Genomic DNA, 16,610 nt, shown 5'->3' with positions numbered 1-16,610 from the left:
TTCATTCCTTACTTAATACCTAAACAATCCCCTCAACTTCGCTAAATAACTCGGCTCATTGTCGTCATTTAGGCGCAGTGGGGTTGAGTGTTCAGTAATAAACACATCATCATTAATCACTTTTATCGATTGTTTATCGTTCAATCTTACTATTCTGCCTTTCAATAAATGATTTATCACATGATCATTTAAAGGCTTGCTGATTGGTCTGACTGCTTCTTTTATTTTTTTGATGATTTCCTCCCTTTTTTCTAGGTTTTCAAGGTTACAGTTACTGACACAAGTCCAAGGGCGCACGCTGTGCGCATTGTTTGTGTCGCTACGCTCCAATTCTTTGTTATGTCGATTTGGATCCCCTTTCTTAATGACCCACTTTTTAAGACGCGTTTTAATAAAATCGCCTAAACTAAATTTATTGGTCACGCCGTTTATTTTCTTATGGCTTTCTTGGTATTGATTGACCTCGCTATCTTCATAGTGCAAACATAAAGGTACTTCTTTGCGCAGTGCCAAAGGTCCCCCGAGACGTTTCATAAATGCGGCATAGTCGCCAAGGTCAGTACAAATTCTTGCCTCCTCAACGAGTTCATCATCAGCTTGTCCATAAACAAGGCGACGTAACTCACGCCAAACGCCTACATACTTATCGCCATAAAACTGAAATTGACGAATGCCCCAAAGTCTTGCCCAGGCTTGCGCTTTTTTCGCGTTATCTTTTAGATCCATGTTGGCATCTTCGTCCGAGCGTTCGCCATCTAAGGCAAAACCATTAATATTTTTAGAAATATATTTAGCGATATAACCTGTTGGCGTGCCTTTTGCTTTGTCGCAATCTTCGATTTTGCAACGGTGTTCTTGTGCGCCTTGCTCATCGCCTTCAAGCTCCAAGGCTTTTTCACGGAATAATCTTGCCACTTCATCACGGTGCGATTTATGGATATAAACTAATAAATGCCAGTGCGGTGTTGCGTCATGATGCGGCTCCGCTACTCGCATGCCATAAAAAGCAATTTTGCGTTTTTTTAGTAAAGCTCTAAATTGCCCCCAAACTTTATTTAAATAGGCTTGTGTTTGTTTCGGGCTTGCGCCTTGCCATTTCTTGTTTTGTGTACCGTCATTGTGTGTCGCATGAAATTTTGAAGGTGCGGTTAAGGTCAAAAATAAAGCGTGATGCTCGGCGTCTTCCGCCCATTCCTCTAAACCTCTCAAACGGGTCATTAGCTCGATACGACGTTGAGCAGGATTAGCGGAGGATTTCAAATACATATCAAACAGTTCTGCTTGTTCTGTTGGATCGTCAATATTTTCAATAATCATCTGTTTTAAAAAATCATAATTTTTCTTGAGATCGGATAAATAACTGGCAAAACCACTACGAGAAATATAATTACTTCTACGCTTACAAACCTCGCCACAAGCAATGGCAATATGCTCAACCATTTGCTTTTGCACCTTTCGCATACTTTTTAGCCAATGTTTTTCACAGGCAATTTTATGAAAAACCGTATCAATATAATCTAAGCGGACTTTTTGCCCTTTCTTGTGCTTATTCCAGTGCGCCACAGGAAAACCGATGCTTTCGCACGCCTCGCCACAGATTTGATAAATCTTGCGCATGTGTTCATTAAACTCATCATCAGTTAGCGCCGTTTGTCCTTTCTCCACTAAATCCAACATATAACTACGCTGAACTTCTGCGAACATGCTTGCCAACTTATAAGCAATTTCCTTGAGCTTTGTTTCGCTCAATAAATAAAAAGGCATTTTGGCGCGTTGACGTTCTTCACGGCTATAACGCTCAAAATTCTTGCGTAAGGTTAAAATCTCATATTGCTCACTTAATAAACGGCTTTCATAATCCTCAATGGCTTTTTCTTCTTCCGCTAAGTCTGCGGGCGTTTCCGTTCTGGCTATATCAAACTTTAAATCCGCTAACCATTTCGGATCACGTTCATCAAAAGCTAATAACCAAGCCATGTTGCAACGATACTGTGCAAACACAAGGCGGAGTCGAGCGCCCAAGGTTTCACGTAGCCAAGTATTCGCATGCCGGCGTTGCTTATTACCAAAGGCAAAAGCAATGGAACCGTCATCAGCCACAGAACGATATTCACGCAAATACAAATTGCGAAAATGTTCTTGCAACTGCTTACGAGGTAATTTAGCTAATAATTTTTCAATAAACTCATAGCTATCTGGAACTGTTTTAAATAGTTCCAACTGTGCGGCTGTGCCTGTTTTTTCTTGTTGGTAGGTCACGTAGGGAGAGCGCTGAAAAAAAGGTTCTTTTGGACGCTCATGAGGACACGAGCGCCAGCGATTATTTGCAGAAACGTCAACAAATGACATAAGAACCCCAGCCTAAGAAAAGATAAAATTATTGCGGAATATGCGCTTTTAGCTCATTCACTTCCGCGCGAATGGCTTTTAATACATCACGACAATCAGCTAATGTGCTTTTGTCCTCATCACACAACTCACACAGAATTAAGGTATCGACCACGGCATCAAAGGTTTTACAGGTTAACCCCTTGCCTCTTTTCCAAACGCCTTTTTTCATTTAGTGCCAATTGATACAATACATAACCTCTATTACTTAGCTTTAAATGATAACGGTTAGATAATTCAAAAATATGCTCAACCATGTTCAATCCTTAACTCATTGTTTCGTCAATATTGATAAAATCTTTAATTGTCATCTGCGCGGGGAATGCCTTACTAATCATGCGAATTTTAAACATCGCTATTGCGATTTTGCGTCTGCCTATTTGGGTGTAATGTTTTAGTTTTGATTGTTGATTACTTACAGGGTTAACTAAATCACTACTCTCTACATCAGCCAGTGCCAGTACAATTTCTTTATATTCTCTTTCCAAACTATCAAAAGCACGCTCTACAGGATTACCGCTTTTATCTAAGACATGCCACACTAAAGCGAACCCCTCTTTGCACACTTCGTCATGATTAGGTAAGCGTTCAGGTATCATACTTTCTGCATCAAAATGACCGCCCATATTCCCCTCCTGTTGCTTTATGCCCTAACGCCCCAACATATCCCAGAACTTCGCTAATAAACGACGCACACAGCCTTGTTTTTGTTGCGGTAAAGCAATGCGCTCTAATTCGTTTAAACGTTCAAAAATTTCTTCTTTTGTGATTTCATCAAGTTTGTTATGTTCGCTTTGATAGCGGTTTATTCTTCCTTGTATGCGCATTTGATTTTCCAGAACGGTTACACGCTGTTCTAACTTAAAAAGATTGATACGTTTTTTATTAAGTGCGGTGACTTTTTGGCTATTTTTTTGTTTAATCATTTTTCTATCCTCTTATTTCAACTTTATGCGCTAGTACTCACTTGAATTAATTCATTGACTTTATCTTCGACCGTGCTCACAATTTCCCGATATTTCTCGTCTGATGTTGCGCCACGCTTTAACAAAATCGCTTGTAACAACAACTGATTGACTAAATCCACATCCCATATAAACAACAAAGGAGCATAAACAGATGAAAACAGAAAATGCGCTGTCTTATTTTTTGTATCATTATCCGTTGCAAGACGATCAAGCACCGCTTGCAACTCTGTTTGAAGTTGCGCAAAAGACACATGCAAACCAGCCATTGCTTGCGCTAACTCAGAGCATTGTTTTAAGTCTTCTGGATAATGCCGATCCCATGCTTGACGCAAAAAAAGCAACTGTTCAGCTATATCAATCCTTGATAACCCTAAATCCGCAATGGCAACGTGAGATAGAGGGCTTTTTGCGCAAGCACTTTCATTACCTACTGGATCAGCAACAATACGCACAAGTTGTTGAACTTTCTCTGTTGTATCGTCAAGCAACAAGAAATAGCCCATATCAGTCTGAAATTCCTCTTTTTGATTTATGTCGATTGCCAAAGGCGTATAAGCTCCAACATTATCAAGGCTTAAAGCGACTGGGGATTGCTCCATAAGAGAAATGGAAGGCACTACATCTGAATTAACTTGGCTCAAGCCTGTTTCAACAGGCTTAATCTCCACAACCTTTTTCACTGCTTTTTCTTCTTTCGCCTTTGCTTTTTCTACTTTCTTTAATGGTTTAGCCTCTATATCGAAATCCACATGCGGAATTTTTGGACTAATCTCATGCGTAACATTCAACTTATCGATATAGCCATTCAGCCAGCGTATGACATTGCCTTTCGCCATAGTCTTATGGCCAAAGTAGTCAATAAAGCCGTTGATCATAATTTTGCCCTGAAAATATCTATCTTCTTGGATAAGCTGAACCTGATATTTAGCCCCGCTTTTACTCTTATGCGTTTTGTCATAAAGATAGTTCATAAAGCCCCCCTTTATTAGTTCCCTTCATTCAGCATCTGATTTTTAGCAGATTGGAAACTGTCTTTTTTAATCTCGAACCCATAGCTATTACGGTTTAGTTCTCTTGCTGCTCTGAGCGTTGAGCCGCTCCCCGCAACAGGATCGATCACTACATCGCCTTCATCGGTAAAAATCTCAATCAGGCGCTTTAATACGTCGATTGGCTTTTGTGTTGGGTGTAATTTCGGGTATTTCTTGCGGTCGTCCCTTGTCCATTCCATCCAGTTTTTGATCATCTTGCCGTTGTTGTTGAACTTCGGTAGCTTTTCACGGTAGAGGATCAAGGCGTATTCCGTTGCGCCGACGACTTTCATATTGGCTTTTAATACTTGCGGACTTGAAGATTTAATAAAGACCAAGGGGATATGCTTTTTAAAGCCGTGCTTTTGCGCATATTCAAGAACCATTTGAATTTGTTGGAATGCGCAGAAGACAATCATGCAAGGCGCTTGATTACGCTCTTTTGGCTCTTTCACAAGCATTTTTGAACAGAAATGCATAAATTCCGCAATACGAAAGTTTTCGTCCGTATCAAAAAAGGCTTTATTGGCTTTGTCACTTTCGCCGTTTTTGTTATCGCCGTTGACATACCATTCTGGGCTACTGGCATAAGCGTTATTACCGAGGTTATAAGGAATATCCGCAATCACTAGCTGTGCTTTTGGGATGTGATAGCGTTTGTAGTTTTGAAAATGGTCGTTAAATAGTTCGCATTTCATCGTCTTACTCCCGAATTAATTCTCTGTTGCTGGATTGCTTTCTATCGCTGTTTTAACTTGTAAAAACTGCGCATTTGTGGCTTTTGTGGCGCAAATGAGCGCAGTCGCGATGACATTCACAAAAACGCTAGAATTTGCGCTTTTTTGTCCGGGCTTTGCATTCGCTGGTGATACTTTTTCAGTCACGATAAGCCCTTGTTCTCGCATTCGCGTTAAGGCTCCGCGCTTAATATTGGACTTTGCTGAAAAATCTTTGAGGGTCATATAGGGTGTTTCTAAATTTAAATTTAGTGTGATTTTGTTTTCTATATGGCTCATTTTTTAACCTCCTTACTGTTTTCAGGGTGCAAAAATCCTACGGCTTGATTTTTTATATTCAGCCGTGGGGATTAATGCTTTCGATTATGGGTTAGGTTGTTTTTTGATTTAGCTTACTGCGTTGCAAGCTGTTCTGGATAAAGTTGCCCTAGGCGCTCTTCGATAAGTTTTTTCACAATATACGCATGTGAACGGTCATCATCTTTTGCCATCTTGGCGATAATCTCTGCAATTTCGCCTTTGAAACGCACTGCGGCTTGAATTTCTGTTGGTCTTGTCATGTTAGTTTCCTCTTTGTTTATTCATCTTCTTCAAAAGGGTATTTATCATTTTTTGTACATAATTCCACCCTACGCTTAGCTTCTAAAAATGCGCGAGTTGCATCTTCATAATCAATCATGGCTTTTAATCCCTCCTCGCCATATTTTGCGAGTACTTTAAAAGCACAACTGATGACTATCTCTTCTCGTGCGTTTTCTGCCTTAATAGACGACCGCACTTTTTCTCTTCCACCCTCTACAACACATTGATAAATCTTTTTCATCAAGACTAAATCAGCCTCTTTTATTAAGCGTTCTTTAAGCGCCTGTAAAAATAGGTTTAGATCATTTTTTGTCATGGTTATCCTCTACTTAATATCCTTTAAATACCTAATTGATTTTTTCTTAGCTGATTTAATTTATCTTTCGCCTTCGCAAGCGCTAATTCAGCACGCGCCATTTCAATGCCCTCCCGCTCAGCGATAGTTAAGAAAACGTCTGCGCAAGCTAATTCGCTTTCAATACTCTTATTAAATTTGTTCTCTTTTGTGGCTGAATTGCTAAAAACTACTTCTTGAAATACATTCATATACTATCCTCCGAATAAAGGGCTTTCGCCCTATTAGTGAATGGTTTGTGCGGTTGTTTGGATAAAGCTTTCAATGCTTGCCACACGAGCCGCTAATTTAATGTCTAATTCTTCTGCTTTTGCTTTTTTGTTGAAGTTGCGAGCAAGTAAGGCTTTTGCGGCAGTTAATTCTTCTTCAATACCACGAGCAAAATCTAAACCTTTTGCACCGCACTCTTCTAAATATTCTTTTCTCCAGCGTAATTGACGGCTGATTTCAAATGCTTCTTTAAAACTTACTGCTTTTTGGTTTAATGCGTTCATTTTTTCGCTCCTTTGTGGTATTGTTTCTTATTGTTTAGCTTGCTTTGCTTTTTTTGCTTTACATTGCTTTGCAATCTTTATTTATATGTATTTTAATCTTTAATTAAAAGATTTCAAGATTATTTTTAAGGATTTTATTCAAATGATTAAATTTTCATCAACTGAGGTATTTAAACGCCTAAGACAACTTGAAGGCGTTTCAACAAATAAAGAACTTGCAAATCGTTTAGGAGTAAATGAAAAAACTCTATCTGGTTGGCAAACAAAGAACACTATTCCTTTAGACACTTTACTTGAGTTTGCTAACAGATATGAGGCTTCTGTTGACTGGTTACTTACTGGTGAAAGCAAAGGTACAGAACTAGATGAAATGGAGCAGTTGCTATTAAATAACTATAAGCAACTAGATCCTATCCAAAAATTACAATTATTAAATGCTTCACAGGGCAATATTGTAGAAAGTGTTGTGCAAAATGTGGGCAATGGAAGTCACATTGCTAATTTAGCTGGTGGCAGTATTCACATCACAAAGTAAATCAGGAGAATAAAATGAGTAAAGTCTATGAACTCCCAAAAGATATACAAAATATATGCGAAATTGTTAATACAGCTAATAGTGGAATTCCTGATTCTTTAAAAAATTTTTATCAAAGTCCTTTATATAAACAGATGAAGGCATTGAATGATACATTTCCTCATTATGCTTTAAATATTTTAGATAATCCTATATACAAACAGATTGAATCAATAAATAAACTCGCTTTAAATAATAGATTAAGGGTGCTATTTCATTCTGATTTATTTAAATTTGTAAGATCAGAACAATTTGAAGACTTAAAAGAAATTATAGGTATTGTTAAAAATATAGATAACTTCATTAATGATAATCAACTTAACAATGAAGATTTAAACAATGAAGAAAAAGCAGAGTTAGATAACTTAAATAATGTATTTAATCGTGAATTTTTAAAAGAAAATGGGAAAAAGCTAGTTGGGCTTGTTGTTACTTTTTTGATGGGTGCCAGTATAAATTTTGTTCTACAACAAAATAATAATTATATTGAGCATCAACAAATATTTGATGGACCAGTTTCAATACATTATGAGTGTGATACACAAAAATCTAGCAAACAACAAAATAACACAAATATAACTGTTACGCAGACTATAGGTAACAACTCTAAAATTGAAAATTTAGCTGGCGGGGATATTACAATCAAAAAATAAAACGATGCAAGGAGATTGTTATGAAAGAGGTTCCTCAAGCTGTTAAAAACAGCAGTTTGGCGAGTAGATTAGAATAGAAGGAAATAATATGACGATACAATTAACTGAGAAATTCCCCCTCACCGACACAACCTTATCGCATAAAGAAGATGAATTTTTATTCACTTTTGAAGAGATGAAATGGGCCGCTGAAGCCAGTGCTGAATGTTATAAACGAATTGAGCAAAACGAGGTTAAGCCATTAGCTTTTAGGAAATAAATTATGTATCAAGTTATTACCTCTCATTCCTTACTTGATGAATTTATTGAAACTTATTTAACTGATGATGAGGCTTATAATCAATTTTTAACGACGCTTTCCCATTTTCCACATACTCGCCCTTTTTGGGGGAATACTCGCTTTAAATATATTGTTAGTCATCATATTTATTTTTTATATGAGATTGATGATGTGAATAAGTTTGTGTTTATTTTAGGAGTTAAATTTAATAATAAGCGTAAAACCTTTAATTTCTCTCGCACTTCAACACAGCGAAAAACATTAAAAAAATGGATTGAGAATAAGAAAACAGGCATATATTAAAGGTTATGGGTGTAAGAAAAGACGAAAGCAGGGGAAAATGGCTTGCTGAATGTTATTTAGGTAAAAAGCGGGTGCGCCGTTGGTTTTCTACGAAAATTGAGGCTACTCGCTTTTTTAATGCGGCAAAAGATGAAAAAAGTTTGTTGCATCAGGCGATTGAAGTTAAAACATATTCTGAACGTTTATCTGATTTAATTAATCTATGGTTTGATTTATATGGGCAATCACTAAGAGATGGCGAGGGACGTAAGCGTAAGTTGCTGTTGATGGCTGACGCTATGGGCGATCCCGTTGCTCTTAAGTTTACGGCAGAGATTTTTGCGGAATATCGTGCAAGACGTTTGCGCGGTGAAATTGATTTCAGGCGTAAAAGTTCGCCTGGTATTAAGGCGCGTACTTTGAATTATGAATTGGATATTTTGCAAGCCGTTTTCAATGAATTAAAACGCTTGGATAAATGGCAAGGCGATAATCCGTTAGCTACTTTGCGCCCTTTAAAAACAAACGACCTTGAACTTCGTTTTTTGCGTGAAGATGAAATTGTGCAGTTGCTTGATTGTTGTTTTGAGATTTCGCCATTGTTAAAAGTTGCGGTTTCGCTTTGTTTGGCGACTGGCGCACGCTGGGGCGAGATTTTGAAGTTAACTTCTTCTAATGTTATTCCTTATAAGGTCACTTTTACTAATACTAAAGGCGGTAAAAATCGCTCAATTCCTATTTCTCCAGAACTTTATTCACAATTAGATTTTAGCCGTCATTTGCTATTCCATGGACTTACTCATAAGCATTTTGAGAAGGCGATAAAACTCGCTAATATTACTTTGAGAGATAATCAATTAACTCATGTTTTGCGCCATACTTTTGCTAGTCACTTTATGATGAACGGGGGGAATATTTTAGTTTTGAAGGAAATTTTAGGCCACTCAGATATTAATATGACGATGGTTTATGCTCATTTTTCGCCTAATCACTTAGAAACCGCCTTGACTTTAAACCCTCTGCAAAACTTAAAAAATAAAGCCTAGTATGTGGCGATTTTGTGGCGGTAAAAATAACCCTATTTAGCTTTATTTGACATTATTCAGCATTATAAGTCTATGATTTTTATATAAGTATTTGTTTTTATTGGATGTACTTAAATTGCTAAACTACTTTCCTACCTCCCTTTTGGGAGGTTTTTTTGCTTTGAATTTTATGTTCAAGTCGCTAAATTCTAGAATTTCAAGTAAAATAACCGCACTTTTTTTACATTATAGAGAGAGTATATGTCATCACAATTCGTTTATACCATGCACAGAGTAGGCAAAGTTGTCCCGCCGAAACGTCATATTTTAAAAGATATTTCTTTGAGCTTTTTCCCTGGGGCAAAAATCGGGGTCCTTGGCTTAAATGGTGCGGGTAAATCAACTTTATTACGCATTATGGCTGGGATTGATAAGGATATTGAAGGGGAAGCTCGTCCACAACTGGGAATCAAAATCGGCTACCTTCCACAAGAGCCAAAACTTGAACCACAACAAACTGTACGCGAAGCTGTTGAAGAGGCTGTTTCCGAGGTAAAAAATGCTTTAGTGCGTTTAGATGAAGTTTATGCTTTATATGCGGATCCTGATGCTGACTTTGATAAATTAGCAGCAGAACAAGCCAATCTTGAAGCTATCATTCAAGCGCATGATGGTCATAACTTGGAAAACCAATTAGAACGTGCTGCCGATGCGTTACGTTTACCAGATTGGGATTCAAAAATTGAATATTTATCTGGGGGTGAACGTCGTCGTGTTGCCCTTTGTCGTTTATTGCTCGAAAAACCAGATATGTTATTGCTCGATGAGCCAACCAACCACTTAGATGCGGAATCAGTTGCTTGGTTAGAACGCTTCCTACATGATTACGAAGGCACTGTGGTGGCAATTACCCACGACCGTTATTTCTTAGATAATGTAGCAGGCTGGATCTTAGAGCTTGACCGCGGCGAAGGTATTCCTTGGGAAGGTAACTACTCCTCTTGGTTAGAGCAGAAAGAAAAACGCCTAGCCCAAGAACAAGCAGCGGAATCAGCTCGTCAAAAATCCATTGAGAAAGAGTTAGAATGGGTACGCCAAAATCCAAAAGGCCGCCAAGCGAAAAGTAAAGCGCGTATGGCTCGCTTTGAAGAGCTTAACTCTGGCGAATATCAAAAACGTAACGAAACCAATGAGCTCTTTATTCCACCTGGTCCACGTTTAGGGGATAAAGTGATCGAAGTGCAAAACTTAACTAAGTCTTACGGCGACCGCACTTTAATCGACAATCTCTCTTTCAGTATTCCAAAAGGGGCGATTGTAGGGATTATCGGGGCAAACGGTGCAGGTAAATCTACCCTATTCCGTATGCTTTCAGGACAAGAACAAGCAGACTCAGGCTCTATCACTTTAGGTGAAACAGTCGTTCTTGCATCTGTTGACCAGTTCCGTGATGCAATGGACGATAAGAAAACAGTTTGGGAGGAAGTGTCTGGCGGATTAGATATTATGCGCATTGGCAACTTTGAAATCCCAAGTCGTGCCTATGTAGGACGTTTCAACTTCAAAGGCGTAGATCAGCAAAAACGTGTTGGCGAATTATCAGGCGGTGAGCGTGGTCGTTTACACTTAGCGAAACTGTTACAAGTGGGCGGAAACGTATTGCTACTGGACGAACCAACCAACGATTTAGACGTAGAAACCTTGCGTGCGTTAGAAAATGCGATCTTAGAATTCCCAGGCTGTGCGATGGTCATTTCCCACGACCGTTGGTTCTTAGACCGTATCGCTACTCATATTCTTGACTACGGTGATGAAGGAAAAGTGACTTTCTATGAAGGTAACTTTACTGACTACGAAGAGTGGAAAAAGAAAACCTTTGGTGCAGAAGCAACGCAGCCACATCGTATTAAATACAAACGTATTGCGAAATAAAAATTAAAATTCAACAAAAAGTGCGGTAAAAAACCGCACTTTTTATTTCTATTTTCTATTTGTCATCTTTTAATTGCTGAATTTTTTTGATGACGTTAGTTGTTGAACAACCATTTTCAAAATTTAAGACTTTAACTTCACCACCATTTTGCCAAACCTCTTGGCTTCCAGCGATATCTTCAGGTTTATAATCGCCACCTTTAACTAATAAATCCGGTAAAACCTCGCCAATTAGACGTTGTGGTGTATCTTCATCAAAAGCAACGAGCCAATCCACAGAAGATAATCCTGCCAAAACTGACATTCTCGTCGTCAAATCATTAATTGGACGTGTTTCACCTTTAAGGCGTTTTACCGAATTATCTGTATTCACCGCAACAATTAAACGATCACCTAATTTGCGTGCATTTTCTAAGTAAGACACATGACCTGGATGCAAAATATCAAAACAACCATTTGTCATCACAATCTTTTCACCTCTTGCTTTCGCAAGTTCTACCGCTGCTTTTAACTGATTTTCTTCCATAATACCGAAGCCTGTTGTGCTTCTACCATGAATAGCATTCTCTAATTCAACGGTTGAAACTGTTGATGTACCTAACTTCCCTACCACAATACCAGCAGCAACATTGGCTAAATAACAAGCTTCTTCATAACTACGACCGTCAGCAAGTGCGGTCGCTAATACGCTAATAACGGTATCTCCTGCACCAGTTACATCGAAAACCTCTTTGGCCTCAGTCGGCAAATGGAATGGCTCAATATTTGATCTTAATAAGGTCATGCCTTTTTCAGAACGCGTAACTAATAATGCGGACAAATCAAGATCTTTTATTAACTGTAAACCTTTTTCCGCAATATCTTCTTCACTATGACATTTTCCTACAACCGCCTCAAATTCGGACATATTTGGCGTAAGCAAAGTTGCCCCACGATAACGTGCAAAATCTGTTCCTTTTGGATCAATCAGCACAGGAATATTCACTTTACGAGCAATTTGGATCATTTTCTGCACATCATTTAACGTACCTTTACCATAGTCAGAAAGGATTAAAGCACCATAATTTTGCACCGCACTTTCTAACTTATCTAATAACTCTGCACTGTTCACATTCTGAAAATCTTCTTCAAAATCAAGGCGTAACAACTGTTGATGGCGTGATAAGATGCGTAACTTGGTGATAGTTGGGTGGCTGTCTAATTGAACAAAATCGCAATGAATATTTTGCTTTTCTAATAATTTTGTTAATGCACTGCCCGCCTCATCTTTTCCAGTTAAACCTAATAATTGAACTGGCACATTTAATGAAGATATATTCATGGCAACATTAGCCGCACCGCCTGCCCTTTCCTCATTTTCTTGTACTCGAACCACAGGAACAGGTGCTTCAGGCGAAATTCTATTTGTTGCACCAAACCAATAACGATCGAGCATTACATCGCCAAGTACCAAGACTTTAGCTTTATTAAACTGTGCCGAATATTGCATCATTTTTCTTCTCTCTTTATAAAATCATTAAAATTTTGCTGATTTTACCACAGTAAAAATGCTATTTCGTCAAATTTCCGTTAAACTATGGCATAAAATCAAAGTTGTATTAGATTAAGTAACATTATGGCAAAAACATCAATTCCACAATTTCGTATCGAATTTATTAAGCCTAAATATTGGTTCTTTTGGTTAGGATTTCTATTTTTCCGCCTTATTTTATTACTTCCCTACCCTATCTTGCTGAAGATTGGTAATGGTTTAGGTACTTTATTTTCTCGTTTAAATGTAGGTAAACGCAGAGCCAAAATCGCTCGCCGCAACTTACAATTATGTTTCCCAGAAGCTTCAGAACAAGAAATCGAAGATATATTACAAGCTAATTTAAAAGCCACTGGCATGGCAATTATTGAAACTGGCATGGCTTGGTTTTGGTCAGATAAACGAATAAAAAAATGGAGTAAAATCGAAGGGTTAGAATATTTAAAAGAAAATCAACAAGATGGCATTATTCTTGTTGGTGTTCATTTTCTCACTTTAGAATTAGGGGCAAGAATAATTGGTTTAGCTCATCCCGGTATCGGCATTTATCGACCACATGATGATCCTTTAATGGATTGGTTGCAATATCGTGGACGTGCAAGATCGAATAAAGGTTTATTAGATCGTAAAGATTTGCGTGCAATGATTAAATCTATTCGTCATGGCGAAATGATTTGGTATGCACCAGACCATGATTATGGAAGAAAAAACGCAGTCTTTGTGCCTTTCTTTGCTGTACCTGATGCTGCCACAACAACAGGAAGTTACTACTTATTGAAATCCTCGCCTAAAAGTAAAGTTATTCCTTTTGCACCACTTCGCAATAAAGATAACTCTGGATATACCCTGAAAATTTCAGAGCCGGTTGATTTTTCGGATATTTTAAATGATGAAGTGGCAATAGCCACAAGAATGAATAAAGTGGTGGAACAAGAAATCTTGAAAGGAATTAGCCAATATATGTGGTTGCACCGCCGCTTTAAAACCAGACCAGATGAAAATCAAAGCTTGTATGAATAATAATGGGGCATTAAGCCCCATTTTATTACTCACTAAAAATGACCTTTCATAAAAAACTTAGTCTTCACTTTCTTCTAATTCATCAGCCATTGCCGATAAAATTTCTCGAGAAAGCAAAGCTAAAGCACGATAAAAAGGCAAATTAGCCTGTTTTTCAACTTGATTAAAAAACTTGCTCGCACAAGGCAATAAAAAAGTTTCAAATAATTCTTTCTGAGCTTGAACCGAGTTTAGATTATCTTCAATCCAAGAGGCTGTTAAAAAAACTAATCCAAAATGATCCGCACTTTCTATTTCAGGCATGCCGCGCTCTTGTCGGAACATAAGAAAATGTTCAGGTTTAATCCCATAATCAGAAATTCGCGCAGACACCAGCGCATTATCTCCTGTAAATAAACGCTGATATTCTTTTTCTAGCGCTTTTAAATCCACAGGCATTTGTACAGTTTCTAAAGCATCTTTACTATCTTGATCTGTTTCTAAGCACCAAACTTGTTCCAAGCCTTTTTGTTGTAGCCAAGCAAATACATTCGCCATAATAGGATCTGTCGGTTGGCGATAAAATAAATTACCGAACAAGCGACTTATTATGGAAAAATTGTTTAATTGTGTTTCGACTGTCATTCGATTTTTTCCTGTTGCAAAGCAAAAAGTGCGGTGAGATTTTGTGTCGTTTTTTCTCGTACCTCTTGCAAAATATTCTGTCTAGTTTGTTCATCAAGAATATGAATATCACCAAACAAACAATGATCAATATCTGTAATTCCACAATAATTAAACAGACCATCAATCAAGCAGTTTTGTAATGATTGAATAAAGCCAAGATCTTCATATTTTTGCAAATTATTGCCAATAGTAATAAATTGCTGCATTTTTTTACCATGCAAAAGACCTACTGACACCCCATTTTCTGTTTTATACGCAAAACCATGGCTTAAAATGCGATCTAAATAGCCTTTTAAGATCGCAGGAAATCCCATCCACCATAATGGATAAATGAGGGTTATAAGATCTGCTTGATCTATTAATTCCTGTTCATAACGAATTTCAGCAGGCGTTATTTTCTGTTGCGCTGCTTGCAATTCTTCCCAAGATAAAATGGGATTAAAATCAATAGCATATAAATCCCTGACTTGTGTTTCAATCCCTTGCTCTTGGCTCGCTTTTATAGCTTGCTCTAATATCGCTTGATTAAAACTCGTTTGATTATTCGGATGAGCAAAAATAATTAAATGTTTCATTTCTTTCTCTTATATTTTCTGAACAATTAAAGTAATTCCATGCACGGCTTGAACTTCAACAATATCCCCTTGTTTCAGTCCATCACCTTGGATACGCCAAGTGGTATCCCCAAAAGCACCACGCCCAATACCATTATCCGCAATGGTTTCAACTTTACCACGACAACCAAGCATTGCATGATCTCGTTGATTTAAAGAAGAATTTGCCTGATCTTTTTCATCTTTAGTATGCTGATATTTCCACCATGCAACGCTCAAGATTATCGCTAAAATACCGTAGATAAAACATTGTGCAGTCAAAGATAAATCAGGAATCAAGACGCTGATAATGGAAACCACAATCGCCGCTAATCCCCACCATAACAAGAAAATGCCAGGAACAATAATCTCGGCAATCAAAAGTACAAATCCTAAAATCAACCAATGCCAAGAAGTCCAAATATTAAGCCATTCCATTTTATATATTCCTTCACAATAAAGGACGCCTGAGCGTCCATGATTATTATTGTTTGTCGCCTTTTAATAATTCAGCAATACCAGCAACGGAACCAATTAAATTTCCAGCCTCAAGTGGCATAAGAACCACTTTGCTATTATTTGCACCACCAATTTCTTTGAGCGCTTCAGTATATTTCTGAGCAATAAAATAATTGATAGCCTTGGTATCTCCACTTGCAATAGCCTCAGAAACCATTTGTGTTGCTTTTGCCTCTGCTTCAGCTGCTCTTTCGCGAGCTTCAGCTTGTAAAAATGCTTCTTGACGCTCACCTTCAGCTTTTAAAATGCGTGATTGTTTTTCCCCTTCAGCACGCAAAATTTCAGCTTGACGTACACCTTCAGCCTCTAAAATATCAGCACGTTTATTACGCTCAGCCTTCATTTGCGCATTCATCGCTGCGATCAACTCTTGCGGTGGGCGCACATCGCGAATTTCAATACGAGTAACCTTAATTCCCCAAGGGTTTGTTGCCTCATCAACAATAGCTAATAAACGGCTATTGATGTTATCACGCTGAGAAAGCATTTCATCTAATTCCATTGAACCTAAAACTGTACGAATATTGGTCATAGTTAAATTAATAATCGCTTGTTCAAGATGATTAACTTCATAAGCAGCACTACGTGCATCAATGACTTGCACGAAACAAACCGCATCAATAGACACGTTCGCATTATCTTTAGAAATCACTTCTTGTGATGGAATATCTAATACTTGCTCCATCATATTAATGCGGCGACCTACACGATCCACAAAAGGCACCACAAAATTTAGCCCTGGTGTTAAAGTGCGGGTATAGCGCCCAAAACGTTCAATTGTCCAATGATAGCCTTGTGGAACCGTTTTTAAGGTTGAATATAAAATAAATCCAACTAATAAAACGAAAATAATTGTTGCAACAGGTAAACCATCAAATAGTTCCATTACATACTCCTTTAAAAATATAATAAAAATGCCGACATATAGTAGCCTATTTTGCTTTATTTATCTAACTAAAGTGCGGTCTGAATAACATAAA

The 16,610-nt window shown here is 37.8% G+C and carries 23 protein-coding genes; 7 read left to right on the top strand and 16 right to left on the bottom strand.

All coding sequences use genetic code 11. From position 1 onward, the window contains the following. Positions 1-12: 12 nt before the first annotated feature. The 11 genes from B0186_RS04840 to B0186_RS04795 all read right to left on the bottom strand — a co-directional run bounded on the left by B0186_RS04840 (position 13) and on the right by B0186_RS04795 (position 6,555). Positions 13-2,349: a replication endonuclease gene (locus tag B0186_RS04840; protein ID WP_078218266.1), complete on the bottom strand. Its 2,337-nt coding sequence runs from the start codon at positions 2,347-2,349 to the stop codon at positions 13-15. A gap of 28 nt (positions 2,350-2,377) precedes the next feature. After that, entirely contained in the window at positions 2,378-2,560 is a 183-nt protein-coding gene (locus B0186_RS04835) for a hypothetical protein (protein ID WP_078218265.1), read from the bottom strand. Positions 2,561-2,654: 94 nt separating this feature from the next. Continuing rightward, positions 2,655-3,014 (bottom strand): hypothetical protein, encoded by a 360-nt coding sequence (locus B0186_RS04830; RefSeq protein WP_078218264.1) that lies wholly within the window; start codon positions 3,012-3,014, stop codon positions 2,655-2,657. Positions 3,015-3,038: 24 nt separating this feature from the next. Further along, positions 3,039-3,314, bottom strand: coding sequence for a hypothetical protein (locus B0186_RS04825; RefSeq protein WP_078218263.1), 276 nt, complete (start codon positions 3,312-3,314; stop codon positions 3,039-3,041). Between the two features lie 23 nt (positions 3,315-3,337). Next, positions 3,338-4,327 carry a hypothetical protein gene (locus B0186_RS04820; RefSeq protein ID WP_078218262.1) on the bottom strand — a complete coding sequence of 330 codons (990 nt, stop codon included), beginning with the start codon at positions 4,325-4,327 and terminating at the stop codon, positions 3,338-3,340. Positions 4,328-4,341: 14 nt separating this feature from the next. Then, positions 4,342-5,085 (bottom strand): DNA-methyltransferase, encoded by a 744-nt coding sequence (locus B0186_RS04815; protein WP_078218261.1) that lies wholly within the window; start codon positions 5,083-5,085, stop codon positions 4,342-4,344. 15 nt (positions 5,086-5,100) lie between these two features. Continuing rightward, the gene (locus B0186_RS04810; protein ID WP_078218260.1) at positions 5,101-5,403 is read right to left on the bottom strand and encodes a hypothetical protein; all 303 of its coding nucleotides are present in this window, start codon (positions 5,401-5,403) and stop codon (positions 5,101-5,103) included. 113 nt (positions 5,404-5,516) lie between these two features. Then, positions 5,517-5,684, bottom strand: a complete 168-nt coding sequence (locus B0186_RS11645; RefSeq protein ID WP_158077961.1) for a hypothetical protein — start codon at positions 5,682-5,684, stop codon at positions 5,517-5,519. Between the two features lie 17 nt (positions 5,685-5,701). Beyond that, positions 5,702-6,022, bottom strand: coding sequence for a hypothetical protein (locus tag B0186_RS04805; protein ID WP_078218259.1), 321 nt, complete (start codon positions 6,020-6,022; stop codon positions 5,702-5,704). A gap of 23 nt (positions 6,023-6,045) precedes the next feature. Then, positions 6,046-6,252, bottom strand: a complete 207-nt coding sequence (locus B0186_RS04800; protein ID WP_078218258.1) for a hypothetical protein — start codon at positions 6,250-6,252, stop codon at positions 6,046-6,048. A gap of 33 nt (positions 6,253-6,285) precedes the next feature. Further along, entirely contained in the window at positions 6,286-6,555 is a 270-nt protein-coding gene (locus B0186_RS04795) for a hypothetical protein (protein ID WP_078218257.1), read from the bottom strand. A gap of 142 nt (positions 6,556-6,697) precedes the next feature. Here B0186_RS04795 and B0186_RS04790 point away from each other — a divergent pair, with 142 nt between their 5' ends. The 6 genes from B0186_RS04790 (at position 6,698) to ettA (ending at position 11,301) form a co-directional block, all read left to right on the top strand. Then, positions 6,698-7,090, top strand: a complete 393-nt coding sequence (locus tag B0186_RS04790; RefSeq protein WP_078218256.1) for a helix-turn-helix domain-containing protein — start codon at positions 6,698-6,700, stop codon at positions 7,088-7,090. Between the two features lie 14 nt (positions 7,091-7,104). Next, complete coding sequence (locus tag B0186_RS04785; protein ID WP_078218255.1) at positions 7,105-7,782, top strand: hypothetical protein; 678 nt, start codon at positions 7,105-7,107, stop codon at positions 7,780-7,782. Positions 7,783-7,870: 88 nt separating this feature from the next. Then, complete coding sequence (locus B0186_RS11640) at positions 7,871-8,041, top strand: hypothetical protein (protein ID WP_158077960.1); 171 nt, start codon at positions 7,871-7,873, stop codon at positions 8,039-8,041. Between the two features lie 3 nt (positions 8,042-8,044). Continuing rightward, on the top strand, positions 8,045-8,365 hold the full coding sequence (locus tag B0186_RS04780; RefSeq protein ID WP_078218254.1) for a hypothetical protein: 321 nt from the start codon (positions 8,045-8,047) through the stop codon (positions 8,363-8,365). 5 nt (positions 8,366-8,370) lie between these two features. After that, on the top strand, positions 8,371-9,390 hold the full coding sequence (locus B0186_RS04775; protein WP_078218253.1) for a phage integrase: 1,020 nt from the start codon (positions 8,371-8,373) through the stop codon (positions 9,388-9,390). Positions 9,391-9,630: 240 nt separating this feature from the next. Next, the gene (gene ettA, locus B0186_RS04770) at positions 9,631-11,301 is read left to right on the top strand and encodes an energy-dependent translational throttle protein EttA (protein ID WP_078218252.1); all 1,671 of its coding nucleotides are present in this window, start codon (positions 9,631-9,633) and stop codon (positions 11,299-11,301) included. A 55-nt stretch (positions 11,302-11,356) separates the two neighbouring features. On the opposite strand, the gene hldE is transcribed toward ettA, so the two are convergent. Continuing rightward, positions 11,357-12,793, bottom strand: coding sequence for a bifunctional D-glycero-beta-D-manno-heptose-7-phosphate kinase/D-glycero-beta-D-manno-heptose 1-phosphate adenylyltransferase HldE (gene hldE / locus B0186_RS04765; RefSeq protein WP_078218251.1), 1,437 nt, complete (start codon positions 12,791-12,793; stop codon positions 11,357-11,359). A 123-nt stretch (positions 12,794-12,916) separates the two neighbouring features. Here hldE and lpxL point away from each other — a divergent pair, with 123 nt between their 5' ends. Beyond that, a complete protein-coding gene (gene lpxL, locus B0186_RS04760; protein ID WP_078218250.1) occupies positions 12,917-13,852 on the top strand; it encodes an LpxL/LpxP family Kdo(2)-lipid IV(A) lauroyl/palmitoleoyl acyltransferase in 936 nt (311 codons plus the stop codon). Between the two features lie 57 nt (positions 13,853-13,909). Here the strand turns inward: lpxL and B0186_RS04755 are convergent, their stop codons facing one another. The 4 genes from B0186_RS04755 to B0186_RS04740 are packed head-to-tail and all read right to left on the bottom strand — an operon-like array spanning position 13,910 to position 16,516. Continuing rightward, complete coding sequence (locus B0186_RS04755; RefSeq protein WP_078218249.1) at positions 13,910-14,476, bottom strand: TorD/DmsD family molecular chaperone; 567 nt, start codon at positions 14,474-14,476, stop codon at positions 13,910-13,912. Next, a complete protein-coding gene (locus tag B0186_RS04750; RefSeq protein WP_078218248.1) occupies positions 14,473-15,093 on the bottom strand; it encodes an NAD(P)H-dependent oxidoreductase in 621 nt (206 codons plus the stop codon). The genes B0186_RS04755 and B0186_RS04750 overlap by 4 nt, the downstream gene beginning before the upstream one ends. A 9-nt stretch (positions 15,094-15,102) precedes the next feature. Beyond that, positions 15,103-15,549, bottom strand: a complete 447-nt coding sequence (locus B0186_RS04745) for an NfeD family protein (protein WP_078218247.1) — start codon at positions 15,547-15,549, stop codon at positions 15,103-15,105. 46 nt (positions 15,550-15,595) lie between these two features. Continuing rightward, complete coding sequence (locus B0186_RS04740; protein WP_078218246.1) at positions 15,596-16,516, bottom strand: SPFH domain-containing protein; 921 nt, start codon at positions 16,514-16,516, stop codon at positions 15,596-15,598. Between the last annotated feature and the right edge of the window lie 94 nt (positions 16,517-16,610).

The organism is Canicola haemoglobinophilus, from assembly GCF_002015075.1.
In the GTDB taxonomy this organism is placed as follows: Bacteria; Pseudomonadota; Gammaproteobacteria; order Enterobacterales; family Pasteurellaceae; genus Canicola; species Canicola haemoglobinophilus.
The sequence above is the reverse complement of the archived record's forward strand: the minus strand, read 5'-3'. Positions and strand labels throughout refer to the sequence as shown.

Excerpts from the sequence above, each read along its gene's own strand:
- B0186_RS04840 (WP_078218266.1), bottom strand. The coding sequence starts at position 2,349 with ATGTCATTTGTTGACGTTTCTGCAAATAATCGCTGGCGCTCGTGTCCT.
- B0186_RS04835 (WP_078218265.1), bottom strand. The coding sequence starts at position 2,560 with ATGAAAAAAGGCGTTTGGAAAAGAGGCAAGGGGTTAACCTGTAAAACC.
- B0186_RS04830 (WP_078218264.1), bottom strand. The coding sequence starts at position 3,014 with ATGGGCGGTCATTTTGATGCAGAAAGTATGATACCTGAACGCTTACCT.
- B0186_RS04825 (WP_078218263.1), bottom strand. The coding sequence starts at position 3,314 with ATGATTAAACAAAAAAATAGCCAAAAAGTCACCGCACTTAATAAAAAA.
- B0186_RS04820 (WP_078218262.1), bottom strand. The coding sequence starts at position 4,327 with ATGAACTATCTTTATGACAAAACGCATAAGAGTAAAAGCGGGGCTAAA.
- B0186_RS04815 (WP_078218261.1), bottom strand. The coding sequence starts at position 5,085 with ATGAAATGCGAACTATTTAACGACCATTTTCAAAACTACAAACGCTAT.
- B0186_RS04810 (WP_078218260.1), bottom strand. The coding sequence starts at position 5,403 with ATGAGCCATATAGAAAACAAAATCACACTAAATTTAAATTTAGAAACA.
- B0186_RS11645 (WP_158077961.1), bottom strand. The coding sequence starts at position 5,684 with ATGACAAGACCAACAGAAATTCAAGCCGCAGTGCGTTTCAAAGGCGAA.
- B0186_RS04805 (WP_078218259.1), bottom strand. The coding sequence starts at position 6,022 with ATGACAAAAAATGATCTAAACCTATTTTTACAGGCGCTTAAAGAACGC.
- B0186_RS04800 (WP_078218258.1), bottom strand. The coding sequence starts at position 6,252 with ATGAATGTATTTCAAGAAGTAGTTTTTAGCAATTCAGCCACAAAAGAG.
- B0186_RS04795 (WP_078218257.1), bottom strand. The coding sequence starts at position 6,555 with ATGAACGCATTAAACCAAAAAGCAGTAAGTTTTAAAGAAGCATTTGAA.
- B0186_RS04790 (WP_078218256.1), top strand. The coding sequence starts at position 6,698 with ATGATTAAATTTTCATCAACTGAGGTATTTAAACGCCTAAGACAACTT.
- B0186_RS04785 (WP_078218255.1), top strand. The coding sequence starts at position 7,105 with ATGAGTAAAGTCTATGAACTCCCAAAAGATATACAAAATATATGCGAA.
- B0186_RS11640 (WP_158077960.1), top strand. The coding sequence starts at position 7,871 with ATGACGATACAATTAACTGAGAAATTCCCCCTCACCGACACAACCTTA.
- B0186_RS04780 (WP_078218254.1), top strand. The coding sequence starts at position 8,045 with ATGTATCAAGTTATTACCTCTCATTCCTTACTTGATGAATTTATTGAA.
- B0186_RS04775 (WP_078218253.1), top strand. The coding sequence starts at position 8,371 with ATGGGTGTAAGAAAAGACGAAAGCAGGGGAAAATGGCTTGCTGAATGT.
- ettA (WP_078218252.1), top strand. The coding sequence starts at position 9,631 with ATGTCATCACAATTCGTTTATACCATGCACAGAGTAGGCAAAGTTGTC.
- hldE (WP_078218251.1), bottom strand. The coding sequence starts at position 12,793 with ATGATGCAATATTCGGCACAGTTTAATAAAGCTAAAGTCTTGGTACTT.
- lpxL (WP_078218250.1), top strand. The coding sequence starts at position 12,917 with ATGGCAAAAACATCAATTCCACAATTTCGTATCGAATTTATTAAGCCT.
- B0186_RS04755 (WP_078218249.1), bottom strand. The coding sequence starts at position 14,476 with ATGACAGTCGAAACACAATTAAACAATTTTTCCATAATAAGTCGCTTG.
- B0186_RS04750 (WP_078218248.1), bottom strand. The coding sequence starts at position 15,093 with ATGAAACATTTAATTATTTTTGCTCATCCGAATAATCAAACGAGTTTT.
- B0186_RS04745 (WP_078218247.1), bottom strand. The coding sequence starts at position 15,549 with ATGGAATGGCTTAATATTTGGACTTCTTGGCATTGGTTGATTTTAGGA.
- B0186_RS04740 (WP_078218246.1), bottom strand. The coding sequence starts at position 16,516 with ATGGAACTATTTGATGGTTTACCTGTTGCAACAATTATTTTCGTTTTA.